Here is a 16939-nt window from a genome sequence, read left to right as displayed (position 1 = left end):
ATGATGGACACGACCGTTCTTGCTTCGCTGGTCCTTGCCGGCTCCCTGCTCCTGCTGCTCGCGGGCGGCGTCTGGGTCGCGCTCTCGCTGCTCACAGTCGGCATGGTGATGATGGGGCTCTTCACCAGCGCGCCGATGGGCTCGCTGATCGCCTCGACGCTCTGGGATTCGAGCTGGGGGTGGGCGCTGACCTCGCTCCCGCTCTTCATCTGGATGGGCGAGATCCTGTTCCGCTCCAAATTGTCGGCGGACATGTTCCAGGGGCTGGCGCCCTGGGTGTCGCGGCTGCCGGGCCGGCTGCTCCATGTCAACGTGCTCGGCTGCGGCATCATGGCGGCGGTCGCCGGTTCGTCGGCGGTGACCTGCGCCACGATCGGGCGCATCAGCGTGCCTGAGCTGGAGAAGCGGGGCTATCCGCTCAACATGACCATAGGCACGCTGGCGGGCTCCGGCACGCTCGGCCTGCTGATCCCGCCCTCGATCATCATGATCGTCTATGGCGTGACGGCCGAGGTCTCGATCGCGCGGCTTTTCATCGCCGGCGTCCTGCCCGGGCTGCTGCTGATGGCGCTCTTCATGGGCTATACGGCGATCTGGAGTCTGCTGAACCCCGACAGGATGCCGCCGGCCGAGCCGCCGGTGCCCTTTCTGGAGAAGATCTACCGCTCGCGGCGTCTGATCCCGGTGGCGCTTCTGATCGGCTCGGTCGTCGGCTCGATCTATGGCGGCATCGCCACCCCGACCGAGGCCGCGACCATCGGCGTGATCGGAGCGCTCAGCCTCGCAGCGGTCGGTGGCGGGCTCACCCGGCAGAACTTCATGGAAGGGCTGATGGCGGCCACGCGGACCTCCTGCATGATCTCCTTCATCATCGCCTGCGCCGCCTGCCTGACGATCGCCGTCGCCTTCGTCGACATCCCCCGGTCCCTGGCGAGCTGGGTCGAGGCCATGCACCTCTCGCCCTATGCGCTGCTGGCGGTGCTCGCCGTGTTCATGTTGATCCTCGGCTGCTTCCTCGAGGGCATCTCGATCATCGTGCTGACTTCCTCGGTGATGCTGCCAATGGTGCAGGCGGCCGGCATCGACCTGCTCTGGTTCGGCATCTTCGTGGTGATCCTGATCGAGGCGGCGCAGATCACCCCGCCGGTCGGGTTCAACCTGTTCGTGCTGCAGAGCATCACCGGCAAGAACATCCTGGCGGTGACGAAGGCGGCGATCCCCTATTTCTGCGTGCTGATGCTGCTGCTCGTGCTGATCACTTTGTTCCCGCAGATCGTGACCGCCTTGCCGAAGATGATGGCGGGCTGATGGGGCGGAGCGTAGCCGCCTGCGGGCGGACACGCGATACCTGCAAATCGTACTTCAGGATGGCAGGTCGCGCGTCGGTCCGTTCGCGCGCCCGGATGCTGACGAGGATCTCCAGCCGTCAGCCGGCACCAAACGAACGTCGGCGCCGCCATGCGCCGCCGTGGACAAGTCCGGAACGCCGCCGGGCGATGCCTCGATCGCCTGGGTGACAAGCCGGTACTTCACGGTCGTCAGCGCCAGACCTCGCGCCCAGTCGACCACGTCATTCCACGGGTCGACGATCCGTGCGGTCGCGGACAGAAAGGTGACGACGGTCGCGATCTCGGTCTGTCCCTGGATGACCAGAATGCAGCCGATCCCGAGCACCAGCAGGTTGCCCAGGGAATAGGTCAGGTTCATCAGGAAGTTGAGAGAGAATTTGATCTCGAACATGCCGAGGTTGATCGTGAAGACCTCGTCCAGTCGACGCGCGCTCGATTCCGCTCTCGACGGAGACAGGATCTCCTCGCCGAAGCGCCGCAGAATGCGGGTTCGCTGCGCGACGCGTCGGTTGATCGCCCGTTGCATCAGCGGCACGAACACGAATTGCGGCATCAGGATCAGAAGGCTGACGACCATCATCTTGAGGTCGAGCACGGCGAGATAGATGAAGACGCTCGCCAGAAAGCCGATCTCGACGATGGGAAGGCTGAGGCTAGAGCCGACGAACGCGCCGATGTCGTCGGCTTCCCCAAGGATCATGGCGAGGCCGGTTCCATTGGTGAGGGCGGAGTCCTCGGCGTCCTGGCCCTCCAGCCTGCGGGTCACCACGAGGCGCAGATCCCGCGTCGCGCATTCGCCAAGCCAGGCGCGGTAGATGTTCATGGCCAGCTTCGCCAGCCCGAAGGTCAGCAGGAGGGCGAATTGCAGCGCGACGAGAGTCAGGATCGTGGAGAGGCTGCCGGCATGGACGGCCGCGTCGATGATGCGCCGCTGCGTTTCGATCGGAGCGGCATTGAGAAGGAAGACGGCGACGGACAACGCACAGACCGCGGCCTGATGCCAGCCGCCCGAGCAGAGGACGAAGCGCAGGAACGAGGAGGGCAGGGCGAAGCCCTGCGCATGCGTGGGCGGGGGCTCGGCTATCGCCGCGATAAAATGCGAGAATTTCATGGAATGAGCACCGCCGCACCTTGCAACATCCCGCTGCGCAGTGCGGACAGCGCCTCATTTGCCTGGTTCAGCGGGTAGGTCGTCGTTTTGGTTGCAATGCCGGCCTGCCGCGCAACGGACAGAAATTCGCGGCCATCGGCCCGCGTGAGATTGGCGACGGAGACCAGCTCGCGCTCCTGCCACAGCAAGCCGTAGCTGAAGCTCGGGATGTCGCTCATGTGGATGCCGCCGCAGACGACGCGTCCACCCTTGACCACGGCACTCAGGGCCAGCGGCACGAGCGCTCCGACGGGCGCGAAGATCAGCGCGGCGTCGAGGGGCTCGGGAGGCTTTTCCTCGGAGCTGCCGGCCCAGCGAGCGCCGAGCGAGCGCGCATGGGCCTGCGCCGCCTCGTCGCCCGGGCGCGTGAACGCGTAGACCTCGCGGCCCTGCCAACGGCAAATCTGCGCCAGGATATGAGCGGCCGCCCCGAAGCCGTAGAGGCCGATCCGCCGCGCTGCCCCCGCGCTGCGCAGGCTCCTCCATCCGATCAGTCCCGCGCACATCAGCGGCGCGGCGGCGACGGGATCGGGAAAATCGTCCAGCGGGAAGACGTAGGCCGCGTCGGCGACGACATGAGTGGCGAAGCCGCCGTCGCGCGTATAGCCGGTGAACTCCGGAGCGTCGCAGAGGTTTTCCCGGAGGCTGCGGCAATAGGGGCAGTGTCCGCAGGTGTGCCCGAGCCAGCCGACACCGACACGCCTTCCCAGAAGTGCGTCGGCGGTGCCCGGCCCGAGCAAATCGACCCGGCCGACGATCTCGTGACCGGGCACGCGCGGGCATTGCAGGCCCGGCAACTCGCCGTCGACGACATGCAGGTCCGTGCGGCAGATCGCGCAGGCCTCGACCCTGATCCGCAATTCCCCGGAGCGCGGTATCGGATCGGGGCGCCGCTCCTCGACAAGCGGTTGGCCAGGAACCTTCAGAACCATCGCTTTCATCGGCTTCTCCGGCCAACGCGCAACGGAAGGATGCCGACGCGATGCCGAGCCGGCCTTGATCAAGCTCAAGGATTATACGGCTCTCAAGGCGAATCTTGGCGAAGAGTTTCTGCCGGTGCCGCGGACAATCCCGTCCACTCGGCCGTTCCGCCTGGCGCCGTGCCCGGCACATGCCCGAATGCGCACATCCTGCCAAAGAGCGCGGGGCGGAGCAGCCTGACGGCAGTCAGCTGTAGAAGGCTGGCGGATGAGCCGTCCGAGCTGCCTTGCGGGCGCTCAGACGGGCTCCAAGGGCAGCCTCTCAGGCCGCGGCCTTCCGGGGGCCCGGCCAGTTCGACGTGTCTTGGGCGCTGATCCCAGTCCAGGCATCCATATTCCGGCGGGCGAGCGTCGACAGCTTCTCGGCTTCGTCGGCGTAGGCGCCTCCGATGCCCCTGGCAAAATCCTGATGAACGTCGACCGCCTGGGCGATCTCCTTGCAACGGCCGAGCTTGGCGCAGAATTCGGCCTGGGCCTGCATTCGGCGCCCCATGAAGGCCAGGACTTCGGAGACCATGGCGAACTGGGTTTCCCAGAGCTTCTGCGGCAGCAAGGTCGCCGAGCCGAACTGCGCTTTGACGAGCTGCATGCCTTCATCGATCATGGCGGTGGCCCCGTTCTGGTCGGCGGGAAGGGAGTCGGAGACAGGCTTCATCGTAGGCATGTGAACCTCCTGCGTTGTCTCAGCCGCCTGAGCTGCGGCAGTGCGGAGTTTCCTCGGGGCGCGTCGCCCGGTCCTTGACGCATCGCAAATTCGGACCGCGGCCGAGGTTTTTCGATGGCTTCCTTCAGTGCCGGCATCCTGATGTATCGCCTGGCGGAAGAGGGCGCAGAGGTTCTGCTCGTCCATCCGGGCGGCCCGTTCTGGCAGCGCAAGGATCTTGGAGCCTGGTCTATCCCCAAGGGCGAGCCGCAGCCGGGCGAGACAGCACAGGAGACTGCGCGGCGGGAATTCACGGAAGAAGTGGGGGCGGCGCCCGAAGGGCCTCTCATTCCGCTCGGGTGCATTCGGCAACGGGCGGGGAAGGTCGTCGAAGCCTTTGCGCTGAGGGGGGACCTTGCCGCGGAACAAAGTCGCTGCACCAGCGAGGCCGAGATAGAATGGCCGCGCGGCAGCGGCCATATCCGCCGCTTTCCCGAAATCGACAGGGCGGCGTGGTTTTCGCTTCCCGAGGCTCGGCGGCGCATCCTGGAGGCGCAGGCCGAGCTTCTCGATCGCCTCGAGAAGAAGCTGGCCGACGAAGGCGATCGAGCCTGACCGCCGCTCGACGTCATGATCGCGGTGCGCTGGCGCGATGCAGCGGCGTGCGGCCCGAGCGGTCGCCGAGCCGGGCTTGATCTGGCGCAAACGCCGGCTCGCGCGTTCGGAGTATGATCGGCACTCCATCGTCCGCGGAGGTAGCCCATGAAAACGGCAATCACGCACGGGCCGGAATCCTGCAGGTCAGACCCGCCCAGGTTCACGATCGAGACCGCTCAGGACTATGCGCTCGCGAGGCACCGCATCAAAGCGCTCCTCGTACAGGATGGAACCAGTTTCCGGGAGTTGGAGGCGCTCAAGGACGCAGTCCGCGATTGGAAGATGCGCCATCCTGCCCATGAAAGGGGCGACTGAAGCGACACCAATATTCGCGTTCGCCCCGCGAAGCTGCGCTTGTTTCGGCGTTCGTCAAGGCCGCGCGGTCGATATCCTGCGCATGCTCAGGGATATGACCGCGCACGGATGGCGGCAGATCCGCATGGCTCACATAGGGCATGAACGAATTGCCGCAACTTGCTGCTACATATGTCCTCGCGGACAAGACCTGCGACCGGCCGTCTCGAACGCCAACAAGGCAAGCCGGCGTCGTCCCGAGACAATTCGCCTCGGCAGCCGGCCTCGATACCCGCATTGAGACGCGCTTCCCTTCTAGGCGCCGGTCAGAAGCCGTTCTATCGCGTGGATCGGATGCTTGGTCAGGTCTTTGTCGACCTCTGCGACGATGCGAGAGCGCGATTGCTCGTCGAGGTGCTGCCGGAGCACCGCGAGGATACGCGGGGGCGCCACCAATACGATGCCTCGCGAGCGACCGGACTGGCTGGCAAGATTGAGGGCAGCCGCGGTTTCGCGTGCGAACTGCTTCTCCGCCAGGTCATGCCAGTCTGTTTCGTCGGTCGCGCTGGTGGGCGCGACGGCATTTTGCATGCGACCGGGCCGATCCGCTCCCTGCTGACCGTTCGGCGGGTTAGGCGAGGCCTGCTTGATCTGCTCGACTTCGAGCTTGAGGAGCGTCGGGCTGCCTTCGTTTCGCAGAAACATCGCCTTGCGGGCATCGCAGATGATCACCCATGCGTCGTGCGGAATCCGTAGGTTCATGGCGTTGCTCCTTGCGATGACCGGGGCGACTTCAGCGGGAAATGATCTCGCGAACGAGACTGATAAAGGCGCGCAAATGCAGCAAGAAAGAGAAGGCAGGCTTTTCGTCGAGTTGGTTGACGATTGCCGGGGCACGGTCGCGCCAGTTTCGCCAGGAGCGCCCGACCTTGGCGATCCAGCCACATGCGCTCGCTTCGGGCATGGCAGCCCCCTAAGGTGCAACCAGCTCAGATAATCGCAGCGCCGCCCCCCGGTCCTTGATCCGCGTCAAGGACGAAAACCGATCGAGGACGCGAGACGCTTGGCGGCCAGCTCATCCTGAAATCGTTCCGCTTTGCAGGGGCGTCAGGCCGTCCATATTGACAAGCATCAATGTCGTTTTTGGGGACTGAAGAATAGTGGCTCGTCCGAGGGGAGCCTTGTCATGCAGGTTGCCAGCCAGAATGAAACGATCTGCTATCTCGGATCGTGCGATGCTTTCGGAGGCGGCGCGGAGTGGATGGAGATGGTCTCCACCCACATCTCGATCGTCCTGCTGATCGGCTCCCGGGCCCTCAAGCTGAAACGACCCGTCAAGCTGCCCTATGTCGATCTGTCGACGCCGGAACGACGCTTGGCGATGTGCGAGCAAGAGCTGCTGCTGAATCGCCGGACCGCTCCCGACCTCTATCGCGCGGTCCACCGGATCACGCGGGAGCAGAACGGCGATCTTGCGCTGAACGGCCGGGGCGAATTGGTCGATGCCGTCCTGGAAATGGAACGCTTCAACGACAATTTCCTGTTAGATCGGATGGCAGAGAGAAAGCATCTCACCGCGCCCGACATGGCTGCGCTCGCCGGTGCGATCGCGCGATTTCATCGCGCGGCGCCCATCTCGCCGGACGGCGAGGGAGCGAGGCGGATGGAGCGCGTGCTTTCGGTCAATGAACGAGCTTTCGCCAATGCGGAGCTTCTCCCGCATCGCGAGGTCGAACCGGTGATCGCGGGGTGCCGCGAAGCGCTCGCGCGCCATGCCGGCTTGCTGAACCAGCGGGCGCGCCAGGGAAAGGTTCGGCGCGGGCATGGCGATCTGCATCTGCGCAACATCTGCCTGATCGAGGGTAAGCCGTTGCTCTTCGATTGTCTCGAGTTCGATGAGGATCTGGCGACCGTGGATATCCTCTACGATCTCGCCTTCGTTCTCATGGACCTCTGGCATCGCAAGCTCGAGACGCTCGCGAACGTGCTCTTCAATCGCTATCTCGATGCCATCGACGACGAGTCCGGCCTGTGCCTGCTACCGTTCTTCATGGCGGTGAGGGCCGCCGTGCGCGCGCATGTGACCGCAGTGGATAGCGGCAGACCGAAGGCCTCTCGATTGGCCGAGGCACGCGCCTATCTCCAGCTCTGCCGCAACCTTCTGAAGGCGCGGTCACCTGTGCTGGTCGCTGTCGGCGGCTATTCCGGCTCCGGGAAGTCGACGCTTGCGGCGAAGCTCGCGCCATCGCTTGGGCCGCCGCCGGGGGCCCGCATCGCCGCGAGCGACCGCATTCGGAAGAAGCTGTGCGGCGTCGCCCCAGAGACCCGCCTGTCGGCGGATGGCTATAGCGCTGACGTTTCCGCCCGGACCTATGCCGCGATGATGCAGGTTGCAGAAGCGACGCTGGCGCAAGGTCACGCGGCCGTCGCGGATGCCGTCTTCGATCGGCGCGTGGACCGGGAACGGATCGGCGAGGTGGCTCGCCATGCAGGCATGCCGTTCTGCGGCCTCTGGCTGCAGGCGCCGCAAGAGACGCTGGTGCGACGGGTCTCGGCGCGCTGTGGCGATCCCTCCGACGCCACGCCCGGCGTCGTGATCGACCAGATTGCCCGGCATGGCGCGGCGACGGAATGGACGAGGATCGCGGCCGAGGAGAACATCGACGTCGTGCTTCGAAGCACGTTCGAACAGGCGCCGGCGTTGAAATACCTGCACGATATGGGTCGATAGCATCTCCGTCCCAAGCGGTGCCTGCGCGGCATCAGGCGGTGATCTCGTCCGCGAAGATCGTACGACCGCGCTCCCCGGCAAAATACTGCCTGAGCCAGGGATCCTTGTGCTTGAGCAGATCCTGTAGCGACCCGAGGGCGATGACTTTGCCGTGCGCGATGGCCGCGACCCTGTCGCAGGTCGTATGAAGGCTGCTCAGGTCATGAGTGATCATCATCACCGTCAGGTTCAAGCTCGCCTTCAGGGTCAGCAAAAGCTGATCGAACGCATCGGCCGCGATCGGATCGAGCCCTGACGTCGGCTCGTCGAGAAACAGGACCTCGGGATCGAGGGCGAGGGCACGTGCCAGGGCCGCCCGCTTGGTCATGCCACCAGAGAGCTCGGCGGGATATTTTTCCGCTGCATCGGGCGGTAATCCGACGAGATCGAGCTTGAGGATTGCCATCTCGGCGAGCAGGCTCGGCGACAGATGCAAGAGCTCGCGCATCGGCAGCTGGATATTCTCGGCGATCGTCAACGATGAGAACAGGGCGCCTTGCTGGAACATGACGCCGCAGCGCTGTTCGAGCAATCGCCTCTCGTTCTCCCGCAGATCATCGATGTTCCTGCCGAAGAGCTCGATGACGCCGCTTCGCTTGGGCACAAGGCCCAGAATGGTGCGTGCCAGGACCGACTTGCCGGATCCGGACGCGCCGATCACGCCGAGAACCTCGCCGCGCATGACGTCGAGGTCGAGATGGTCCAGCACGGTCTTGTCGCCGAACGCGACTGAAAGGTCCCGAACGCGGATGGCGACCTCACCGCTGTCCGGAGCCATGTCTCGTTCGGTCGAAGCCATGGATAACTCTCCGGCTGCGCACCATCATACACCCGAGCCGCAGGTGCTGCCGATCGGATAAGCCGGCAGGCAGACGGCTGCGGCTGCGCTAGTGCGCGAGGAAAAGCGGCACGGGAGCGCTGCCGAGCAGATCCGCAGTCACGCCGCCCAGAACCCACTCCCTGAAGCGCGAATGGCCGTAGGCTCCGGCGACGATCAGGTCTGCCGAGATCCTGCGGGCTTCGGCCAGGATGGCGTCGCCCGCGGAGGTTTCGGTGTCGAGAACGGTTGCCGTCGCCTCGACGCCGTGACGGGCGAGATGGGCGCAGATGTCGGCGAGGACTTCGGCGCCGCCCATCCGTCCGTGGGCTTCCTCCCGGACCGTGACGACATGGACCTGCGTCGCCTGAACGATCAGAGGCAAAGCCTCGGCCACGGCGCGGGCGCTTTGCCGCGTGTCGGTCCATCCGACGAGGACGGTCTGGATCGCGGAACGCGGCAGGGCCTTGGGCGGCACGAGGTAGAGCCCTCTTCCGCCATCGAACATGACGCGCTCGAGCAGGGGGCGCCAGCGTGCCTGACTATCGTCGCGCGGGCAGGTCGCGATGAAGAGGTCGTTCCAGCGGGCTTCCGTGGCGACGGCCTGTTCGAGGATACCGGGGAAAGCATCGACACGGCGCAACTCATGCGCAGGGTCGAGGCGCGTCAATCGCTGGCGCAGCCGCTTCTCGCTGGCATCTCCTTCCTCGGTTACGTCATCGACCAGTTGCCCGATGGCGGAGGTGCCGAATTCACCGACGAAAATGGCAGGGTCGGGCAGGAGATTGGTAAAGACCCCGGTGATGCGGGCAGCGTGCCGCGCCCCGAGCGCTTCAGCGTGAGCCAGGCGGACCTCATCTTCCGGCGAACCGTCCAGATGAACCGCGATGTCGCGATAGGCAGCGTTGCCGACGGCTCGTGCCTTCGCCGAGGCGCCTGACGATTGAGTGAAGTCCTTCATGCCAACCTCCGCATCGATAGCGCTGTTCATGGTGCCTATCGAGCAGCGGAAACAGGCCGGCCGCATTGATTCTCATCAAAACGAGACAGGCGTTCCCGGCGTTTGCGCTGAATCAAATGCAGCGGCGCGGATTCGCGGCAAGCTGGGGCTGCGAAACCACAACGGCGATTTCGGAGAGCGAACATGCCGCCAATGCTTCAGTCCAGCGCATTGTCCACTCCGGGGGCCGGGCGGACGAGCCGCCCCAAGATGATGTGCGCCGCCGTCTTCCGAGAGCCAGGCCGCATCGAGCTCGAAGACAAGCCGATTCCGGATGTCGGGCCGCTCGACGCGCTGCTGCGCATCACGACCACGACGATCTGCGGCACCGACATTCATATCCTCAAAGGCGAGTATCCGGTCGCACGCGGCCTCACCATCGGCCATGAGCCAGTCGGCGTGATCGAGAAGCTGGGATCTCAGGTGAGGGGCTTCCGGGAGGGCCAGCGCGTGATCGCCGGTGCGATCACGCCGTCCGGACACAGCGCCGCCTGCCTCTGCGGCTGCGCCTCGCAGGATGGCCCCGGCGAGCGCCACGGCTTCAAGGCGATGGGTGGCTGGCGCTTCGGCAATACCATCGACGGGGCGCAGGCCGAATATCTGCTCGTGCCGGACGCCATGGTCAATCTCGCCCATGTGCCCTCCGGTCTGACCGACGAGCAGGTGCTGATGTGTCCCGACATCATGTCGACCGGCTTCTCCGGTGCCGAGAGCGGCGGCGTGAGGATCGGCGACTCCGTCGCGATCTTCGCGCAAGGACCGATCGGGCTATGCGCCACGGCCGGAGCGCGCCTGATGGGGGCGACCCGGATCATCGCCGTGGAGAGCATCCCCGAGCGGCAGGCCGTGGCACGCAGGCTGGGAGCCGACGAGATCGTCGATTTCTCGAAGAGCGACCCGGTCGACGAGATCATGCGGCTGACGGAGGGCAGGGGCGTCGACGTCGCGATCGAGGCGCTTGGATGGCAGGAAACTTTTTCCGCGGCGTTGCGCGTGCTGCGGCCGGGCGGAACGCTCTCGTCGCTGGGCGTCTATTCCAGCGACCTGACGATCCCGCTCGGGGCTTTCGCCGCGGGCCTCGGCGACCACCGCATCGTCACCACGCTCTGTCCCGGCGGCAAGGAGCGGATGCGGCGCCTGATCGAGGTCGTCGCTTCCGGCCGCGTCGATCTGGAGCCGCTGGTCACGCACCGATATCCGCTGGAGCGCATCAAGGACGCTTACGAGCTGTTTTCCCATCAGCGTGACGGCGTGCTCAAGGTTGCCATCACGCCGTAAGCGGCAGAGCCATGGACCAGCGCGTGACGCCATCGCCGGTTCAGCAGCCGGATCTCATTCTGGCCGACGAACCGACGGGCAACCTCGACAGCAAATCGGCCGATGGCGTGTTCGGGCTGATGCGCGAGGCGAATGGGCGCTCCGGCACCGGCTTTTTGATGGTGCCCCACAGCATGGATCTGGCCCGCCGCCGCGACAGGATCATCACCGCGATCGATGGGAGCATCAGCGGGAGCCCGGGATGACCATGGAACCAGCGAAAGCGGCGGCGGCAGGCGAGGGCGAGTTTTGGCGGGAAGGCCGCTGCGCGTCGCTGCAGCGCCTCGGGGCGACCCCGGATGGCTTGAGCGATGCGGAGGCGGCCGAGCGTCTGCGCCGCTGCGGACCCAATCTCGCGGTGGCCAGCCTGCGGCGCGGACTGCCGTTCAAGATCGCCAAGCGGCTTGTGGAGCCTCTGATCGCGATCCTGCTGATCGCCGCGTTGATCTCGGGCGTTACGGGCGATTGGCAGAGCCTAATCATCATCGTCCTCATCGTGCTGGCTTCGATCGCCCTCGATGTCTTCCAGGAGACCCAGGCCGAGAACGCCGTCGATGCCTTGCGGCGCACCGTTGCGGTTCAAGTCACGGCCGTTCGGAGCGGGCGGCCGGTCGAGATTCCGGTAAGGGAGGTGGTGGCGGGCGACGTGGTCGCGCTCCGTGCCGGCGATCTGATCCCGGCCGACGGGCTGATCCTCGAGAGCCATGACGCGATGGCCGACGAGGCGGTGCTCACCGGCGAGCCCTTTCCCGTCGAGAAGCTGGCGGCGGTATCCGACCGGAGTAACGACGGAACCGATACCGCGCTCTTCGGCGGAACGAGCCTCGTCGCCGGCGAGGCCAGGATGCTCGTGGTCGCGACGGGTGCCGATACGCGGCTAGGTTCGATCTCCCGCTCCATGCAGGCGAGCGAGCCGCCGACAGCCTTCGAACGGGGTGTTCACAGCCTCGGAATGCTGATCCTGCGCCTCACCGGCTTCCTGGTTCTGTTCGTCCTGCTGACGCAGCTCGTGCGGCACGGTCTGTCGATCGAGAGCTTCCTGTTCGCCGTCGCGCTTGCCGTCGGCCTGACGCCGGAGCTGCTGCCGGTGGTGATGACGGTGACGCTCGCGCGCGGCGCCATGCGGATGGCTGCGCGCAAGGTCGTCGTGAAGCGCCTCTCCGCGATACACGATCTCGGGGCGATGGACGTCTTGTGTACCGACAAGACGGGGACGCTGACGGAAGCGCGGATCGCCCATGTCGGGAGCTTCGGCTGCGACGGCATCGAGAATGCCGACGTGACCGCGCTCGCGAGGGTGAACAGCCGCTTCTGCAGCGGGCTGCGCAACAACCTCGACACCGCCCTGCTCGCCGGCTCCGAAGACGATGACGGCTCCTGGCGTCCTCTGGCCGATCTGCCTTTCGATTTCGAGCGGCGCCGCTCCTCGGTCCTCGTAGCGAGAGGCGACCAACGGGAGATGATCGTCAAAGGCGCTCCCGAGGCCTTGCTCGCCTTATGCGATCGGTTCGAGGCAGCGGATGGCAATGTCGTCAGGCTTGACGACGCGGCCCGAAGCCGGCTGCTCGCCCTCATCGATGCCAAGGGCGCGCAGGGGCTGCGCCTGCTCGGTATTGCCCGCCGATTCATGGCGCCGGGAACCGATGCGCTGGTCCGCGAGGACGAGGCCGGGCTCGTCTTTGCCGGCTGCGCCGCCTTCATCGATCCGCCGAAGACCTCGGCAGGCGCAGCCGTTCGCCAGCTCGCGGCGGCCGGCGTGCGCGTCAAGGTGATCTCCGGCGATGCGGCTCCCGTCGTCCGCCATCTGGCGGAAACGCTGGCGCTCCCGTCGCGCGGCCTGATGACGGGCGAGGAGATCGCGGCATTGGGTGACGCTGCGCTTGCCGCCCGGATCGGCAACATCGACTTGTTCATCCGGGTCGCGCCGGAGCAGAAGGCGCGCATCGTCCTGGCGCTGCGCAGGGCAGGGCACACGGTCGGCTTCATCGGCGACGGCATCAATGATGCGCCGGCCATCCACGCCGCCGATGTCGGCCTGTCCGTCGAGGGCGGCACGGAAGTCGCGCGCGAGGCGGCCGCGATCGTCCTGCTCGCGCCCGATCTCGGCGTGCTCGCGCAGGGCATCGCCGAGGGGCGGCGCACCTATGCGAACATCATGAAGTATGTCCGTATGGGCACGAGCTCGAATTTCGGCAACATGCTCTCGATGGCACTGGCCTCGATGGTGCTCCCGTTCCTTCCGCTCAACCCGCTGCAGATCCTGGTCAACAATATCCTCTACGACCTCTCCGAGGTCGGCATCCCCTTCGACGAGGCCGATCCCGCCGACCTCGAGCGACCGCGACGCTGGGACATGCACGCCGTCCTGCGTTTCACGCTCGTCATGGGCCCGCTCTCCTCACTGTTCGACGCCGCGACATTCGCCGTTCTGCTCGGCGTTTTCGGCGCCGGTGTGGAGATGTTCAGGACCGCATGGTTCGTCGAGTCGATCCTGACACAGATCCTGGTGATCTTCGTCATCCGCACGGCGGCTCCCTGCTGGCGCAGCCGGCCGCACCGCTTCCTTGTTGCAACCTCGCTGGGCGCGCTGGCGATCGCGTTGATCCTGGCGCTGACGCCGGTCGGACACCCGCTCGGTTTCATTGGGCTGCCGGTGCCGATCCTACTGTCCATTCTGGCCATCGCGGCCTTCTATCTCATCCTCGCCGAGCTGCTGAAGCCGCTGGCGATGCGTGCCAGCGCCGGCAGGGGAAAGCCCCGCGCTGCCGGCGCCGCCATGCGCCGCCGCGCCCGGCCGTTCTGAGCGGCCGGCTGGGCAGGCCGCCGCGGAACGCCGCCGGGCGGTGCCTCGATCGGCATCAATCGTATCGGAACGATCGCGCGATCTGGTCCTCGATCGGCTTCACGAGATAGACGAAGGCGGTGCGCAGGCCGGTCTGGATGAAGGCCTCGACTGGCATGCCCGGAAGCAGCACCTTGCCATCGAGCCGCTTCACTTCGTTCAGCCCCAGGCTTATGCGGGCGGTGTAGAAGGAGACACCCGTCTTCTCGTCAGTGGAGGCGTCGGCCGAGATCCGGATCAGGCGCCCCTCCAGGTCGGGGGTCGTGCGACTGTCGAAAGCAGGAAATCGCAATACGACAGCCTGGCCGATGCGCAACCGGTCGATCATGGCCGGCTCGATGCGCGTCTCGATGACGAGCCCGTCCGTCTCGGGCACGATCAGCATGATCTGCTCCGCCGGCGAAATGACGCCGCCGATCGTGTGCACCGTGCTCTGGTGAACGATGCCGTCCTGCGGCGCGCGCATCTCGGTCCGGTCGAGCTGGTCGACCGCTGCGATGCGCCGCTCGGAGAGATCGGCGATCTTGCCGTCGACATCGCGCAGCTCGGTCGTGACCTCGCGGCGCAGGTCCTCGTCGATCTGCAGGATCTGCAACTCGATCTCGGCGATGCGCCCCTTCACCCGGGCCGTGTCGGCAATGAGGCTGCCCTGCTCGCCGGCGAGTCGCGAGGCCTCGCGCTGCAGCGCCGTCAGCCGCGACAGCGCGACGAGGTTCTGGTCGTAGAGCTTCTGTACGGCGTCGAGCTCCTGCTTGATCAAGCCGGCCTGCGCCTGCTTCGCCTCGATCTGGGCCGCGATCCCCCTGATCTCCTCGCGCGACTGGACGATGCGCTCGCGGAACTGCGAGCGCTGCAGCTCGGCCGCGCTGCGTCGCGTGCGGAACAGGGTCTGCTCGCTGTCCAGGGCCTGGATCACCGTCGGCGCTCTCGCCCGCTCCGCCAGCTCCGTTGGGACGACGACCTCGGCCTTGCCGTCGCGCTCGGCCTCGAGGCGGGCCTTGCGGGCCTGGAACCTGCGCAGTTCGATCTCGATCAGTGCCAGGCTTGCCCTGGCATGGGTCTCGTCGAGCCTGACCAGGACGTCGCCGGCCTTGACGTGGTCGCCGTCCTTGACCCGGATCTCCGCTACGATGCCGCCGGCTGCATGCTGGATGCGGCGGACATTGCTCTCGACAACGATCTTCCCGGAGGCGATGACCGCGCCCGCCAGCGGTGCCGTCGCGGCCCAGAGCCCGACCGTGCCGCAGAGCACGGCGATGGTGGCGACGCCGGCGATAGCCGCCCGGCGGATATCGCGGGGGGGATCGAGGCGGCGCGCGATCTTCCGGCTCGCACCTGACAGGTGCCCACCCACCACGTTCTCGTTAGCCGTGCGCATCGGTTGTCACGATCCTCTTCGAAGCCTGGAAGCCGGCGCCCGCCGCTGCCGGGGCAGCCGCCAGACTCTTGCGCAGGATCTCCTCCTTCGGCCCGAACGCCTGGACTTGGCCCTCGGCCAGGATCAGGACGAGGTCGGTGCCAGCGAGCGCCGAGGGGCGGTGGGCGATGACGATCACGATGCCGCCGCGCTCGCGCACGCTGCCGACGGCGGCGGTGAGCGCCGCATCGCCCGCAGCATCGAGGCTAGCGTTCGGCTCGTCGAGCACAACCAGGAATGGGTCGCGGTAGAGCGCCCGGGCGAGCGCGATATGCTGCCGCTGGCCGCCGGAAAGAAGGCTGCCGGCTTCGCCGATCGGCGTCTCGAAGCCCCTGGGCAGGCCGAGGATCATGGCGTAGGCGCCGGCCGCCTTGGCTGCGGCGAGAACGGCCTCCTCGCTGATGTCCGGATCGAAGCGGGCGATGTTCTCCGCCACCGTGCCGGCGAAGAGCTGCACGTCCTGCGGCATGTAGCCGATGATCCCGCCGCGCTGCTCGGGGGCCCATTGGTCGAGCGTCGCGCCGTCGAGACGCAGGCTGCCGCGCATGAGCGGCCAGACCCCGACCACTGCCCGCGCCAGCGTCGACTTGCCGGAGGCGGAGGGGCCGATGATCGCAAGCCCTTGCCCCGCATTCAGCGCAAAGCCTGCATCCTTCACGATCGGGCTCTGGGCGCCCGGCGCCGCGACGAAGACATGTTCCAGCACCAGCCGCTCCGTCGGCCGGTCCGGCGCGATGGAGGGATGGGCGCGCGGCTCCGCCAGCGCCGCCTTCAGCCGCTGCCAGGCCTGGCGGGCACCGATGAAGGGCCGCCAGCTGCCGATGGCGAGTTCGATCGGCGCCAGCGCCCGGCCGCTCAGGATCGAGGCGGCGATCATCACGCCCGAGGAGGCCTCGTTCTTCATCACCAGCCAAGCGCCGAGGCCGAGCATGGCCGACTGCAGCATGAAGCGGATGGTCTTCGACATCGTGCCGAGCGTGCTGACGAGATCGGACGAGCCAAGATTGGTCACGACGTAACGGTCGTTGATGCGGTCGAACAGAGTGGCGACGCGCCGCTCCATGCCGAGCGCGCCGATCACTTCGGCATTGCGCCTGGCGGCCTCGAGCAGGGCCGAGCGCTCGGCACCCGCGCGAGACGACTCGCGCGCGGGGCCACGCGTCAGCACTTCGGTCAGCAAGGCGATGAAGATGAGGATCGCCGCGCCGGCGACCAGGGTCCAGCCGAGAGAAGGGTGCAGCAGGAAGCACAGGCCGCCATAGAGCGGGATCCAGGGCAGGTCGAACAGCGTCGTCGGCCCGAGCCCCGAGAAAAAGCCGCGCACGCTGTCGAGATCGCGTGAGAGCTGAATGCCGCCCGGCCCGCCGCGCAGGTGCGTACCGAGGATTGCGCCGACCACCGGCGCGCTGAGTTGGCGGTCGAGCACGATCCCGATCCGGATCATGATGCGCTGGCGCAGCCAATCGAACAGGCCGAGCAGAATGTAGAGGGCTGCGACAATGATCGAGAGCGCGACCAGCGTCGGCACGCTGCGCGAGGGCAGCACCCGGTCATAGACCTGCAGCATGTAGATCGACCCGGTCAGCATCAGCACGTTGACCAGGGCAGAGAACAGCGCGACCGCCAGGAAGGCGGAGCGGCAGGATGCCAACGCCTCGCTGGCAGCATTGGAAGAGGGCTTGGGAAGCAAGGCAGCCATCCCT

15 protein-coding genes are annotated in these 16939 nt (G+C 66.5%); 6 read left to right on the top strand and 9 right to left on the bottom strand.

The genetic code is table 11. The features are described from left to right. The first annotated feature begins 3 nt into the window (after positions 1–3). Positions 4–1308: a TRAP transporter large permease gene (locus AB4Z16_RS21605; RefSeq protein ID WP_441513402.1), complete on the top strand. Its 1305-nt coding sequence runs from the start codon at positions 4–6 to the stop codon at positions 1306–1308. A 54-nt stretch (positions 1309–1362) separates the two neighbouring features. Here the strand turns inward: AB4Z16_RS21605 and AB4Z16_RS21600 are convergent, their stop codons facing one another. From AB4Z16_RS21600 to AB4Z16_RS21590, 3 genes are all read right to left on the bottom strand, one after another. Further along, a complete protein-coding gene (locus AB4Z16_RS21600) occupies positions 1363–2460 on the bottom strand; it encodes an ABC transporter ATP-binding protein (RefSeq protein ID WP_441513401.1) in 1098 nt (365 codons plus the stop codon). Further along, positions 2457–3440, bottom strand: coding sequence for a zinc-dependent alcohol dehydrogenase family protein (locus tag AB4Z16_RS21595; RefSeq protein ID WP_441513400.1), 984 nt, complete (start codon positions 3438–3440; stop codon positions 2457–2459). The genes AB4Z16_RS21600 and AB4Z16_RS21595 overlap by 4 nt, the downstream gene beginning before the upstream one ends. A gap of 301 nt (positions 3441–3741) precedes the next feature. Further along, positions 3742–4143 (bottom strand): phasin family protein, encoded by a 402-nt coding sequence (locus AB4Z16_RS21590; protein WP_441513399.1) that lies wholly within the window; start codon positions 4141–4143, stop codon positions 3742–3744. 114 nt (positions 4144–4257) lie between these two features. On the opposite strand from AB4Z16_RS21590, the gene AB4Z16_RS21585 reads away from it, so the two are divergent. Then, a complete protein-coding gene (locus tag AB4Z16_RS21585; protein WP_441513398.1) occupies positions 4258–4737 on the top strand; it encodes an NUDIX hydrolase in 480 nt (159 codons plus the stop codon). A gap of 651 nt (positions 4738–5388) precedes the next feature. Here AB4Z16_RS21585 and AB4Z16_RS21580 read toward each other — a convergent pair. Both AB4Z16_RS21580 and AB4Z16_RS21575 read right to left on the bottom strand, forming a co-directional pair. Further along, positions 5389–5805 (bottom strand): host attachment protein, encoded by a 417-nt coding sequence (locus tag AB4Z16_RS21580; protein WP_441513397.1) that lies wholly within the window; start codon positions 5803–5805, stop codon positions 5389–5391. Positions 5806–5866: 61 nt separating this feature from the next. After that, complete coding sequence (locus tag AB4Z16_RS21575; protein ID WP_441513396.1) at positions 5867–6037, bottom strand: hypothetical protein; 171 nt, start codon at positions 6035–6037, stop codon at positions 5867–5869. A gap of 222 nt (positions 6038–6259) precedes the next feature. On the opposite strand from AB4Z16_RS21575, the gene AB4Z16_RS21570 reads away from it, so the two are divergent. Continuing rightward, positions 6260–7804, top strand: coding sequence for a bifunctional aminoglycoside phosphotransferase/ATP-binding protein (locus tag AB4Z16_RS21570; RefSeq protein ID WP_441513395.1), 1545 nt, complete (start codon positions 6260–6262; stop codon positions 7802–7804). A 31-nt stretch (positions 7805–7835) separates the two neighbouring features. Here AB4Z16_RS21570 and AB4Z16_RS21565 read toward each other — a convergent pair whose 3' ends face one another. Then, on the bottom strand, positions 7836–8642 hold the full coding sequence (locus AB4Z16_RS21565; protein WP_441513394.1) for an ABC transporter ATP-binding protein: 807 nt from the start codon (positions 8640–8642) through the stop codon (positions 7836–7838). An 88-nt stretch (positions 8643–8730) separates the two neighbouring features. After that, the gene (locus AB4Z16_RS21560) at positions 8731–9651 is read right to left on the bottom strand and encodes a universal stress protein (protein ID WP_441513393.1); all 921 of its coding nucleotides are present in this window, start codon (positions 9649–9651) and stop codon (positions 8731–8733) included. Between the two features lie 162 nt (positions 9652–9813). Here AB4Z16_RS21560 and AB4Z16_RS21555 point away from each other — a divergent pair, with 162 nt between their 5' ends. The 3 genes from AB4Z16_RS21555 to mgtA are packed head-to-tail and all read left to right on the top strand — an operon-like array spanning position 9814 to position 13780. Then, positions 9814–10938, top strand: coding sequence for an NAD(P)-dependent alcohol dehydrogenase (locus AB4Z16_RS21555; RefSeq protein WP_441513519.1), 1125 nt, complete (start codon positions 9814–9816; stop codon positions 10936–10938). A gap of 11 nt (positions 10939–10949) precedes the next feature. Continuing rightward, complete coding sequence (locus AB4Z16_RS21550) at positions 10950–11183, top strand: hypothetical protein (RefSeq protein WP_441513392.1); 234 nt, start codon at positions 10950–10952, stop codon at positions 11181–11183. Continuing rightward, complete coding sequence (gene mgtA / locus AB4Z16_RS21545) at positions 11180–13780, top strand: magnesium-translocating P-type ATPase (RefSeq protein ID WP_441513391.1); 2601 nt, start codon at positions 11180–11182, stop codon at positions 13778–13780. The genes AB4Z16_RS21550 and mgtA overlap by 4 nt, the downstream gene beginning before the upstream one ends. Before the next feature lie 55 nt (positions 13781–13835). Here mgtA and AB4Z16_RS21540 read toward each other — a convergent pair whose 3' ends face one another. Beyond that, entirely contained in the window at positions 13836–15197 is a 1362-nt protein-coding gene (locus AB4Z16_RS21540) for an HlyD family type I secretion periplasmic adaptor subunit (protein WP_441513390.1), read from the bottom strand. After that, positions 15184–16935, bottom strand: a complete 1752-nt coding sequence (locus tag AB4Z16_RS21535; RefSeq protein WP_441513389.1) for a type I secretion system permease/ATPase — start codon at positions 16933–16935, stop codon at positions 15184–15186. Before AB4Z16_RS21535 ends, AB4Z16_RS21540 begins: the two co-directional genes overlap by 14 nt. Positions 16936–16939: the final 4 nt, after the last annotated feature.

This window comes from Allobosea sp. TAF32 (assembly GCF_052113585.1).
Classification (GTDB): domain Bacteria; phylum Pseudomonadota; class Alphaproteobacteria; order Rhizobiales; family Beijerinckiaceae; genus Allobosea.
Note: the sequence above shows the minus strand (reverse complement) of the source record. Positions and strands in the feature narration are given on the sequence as shown.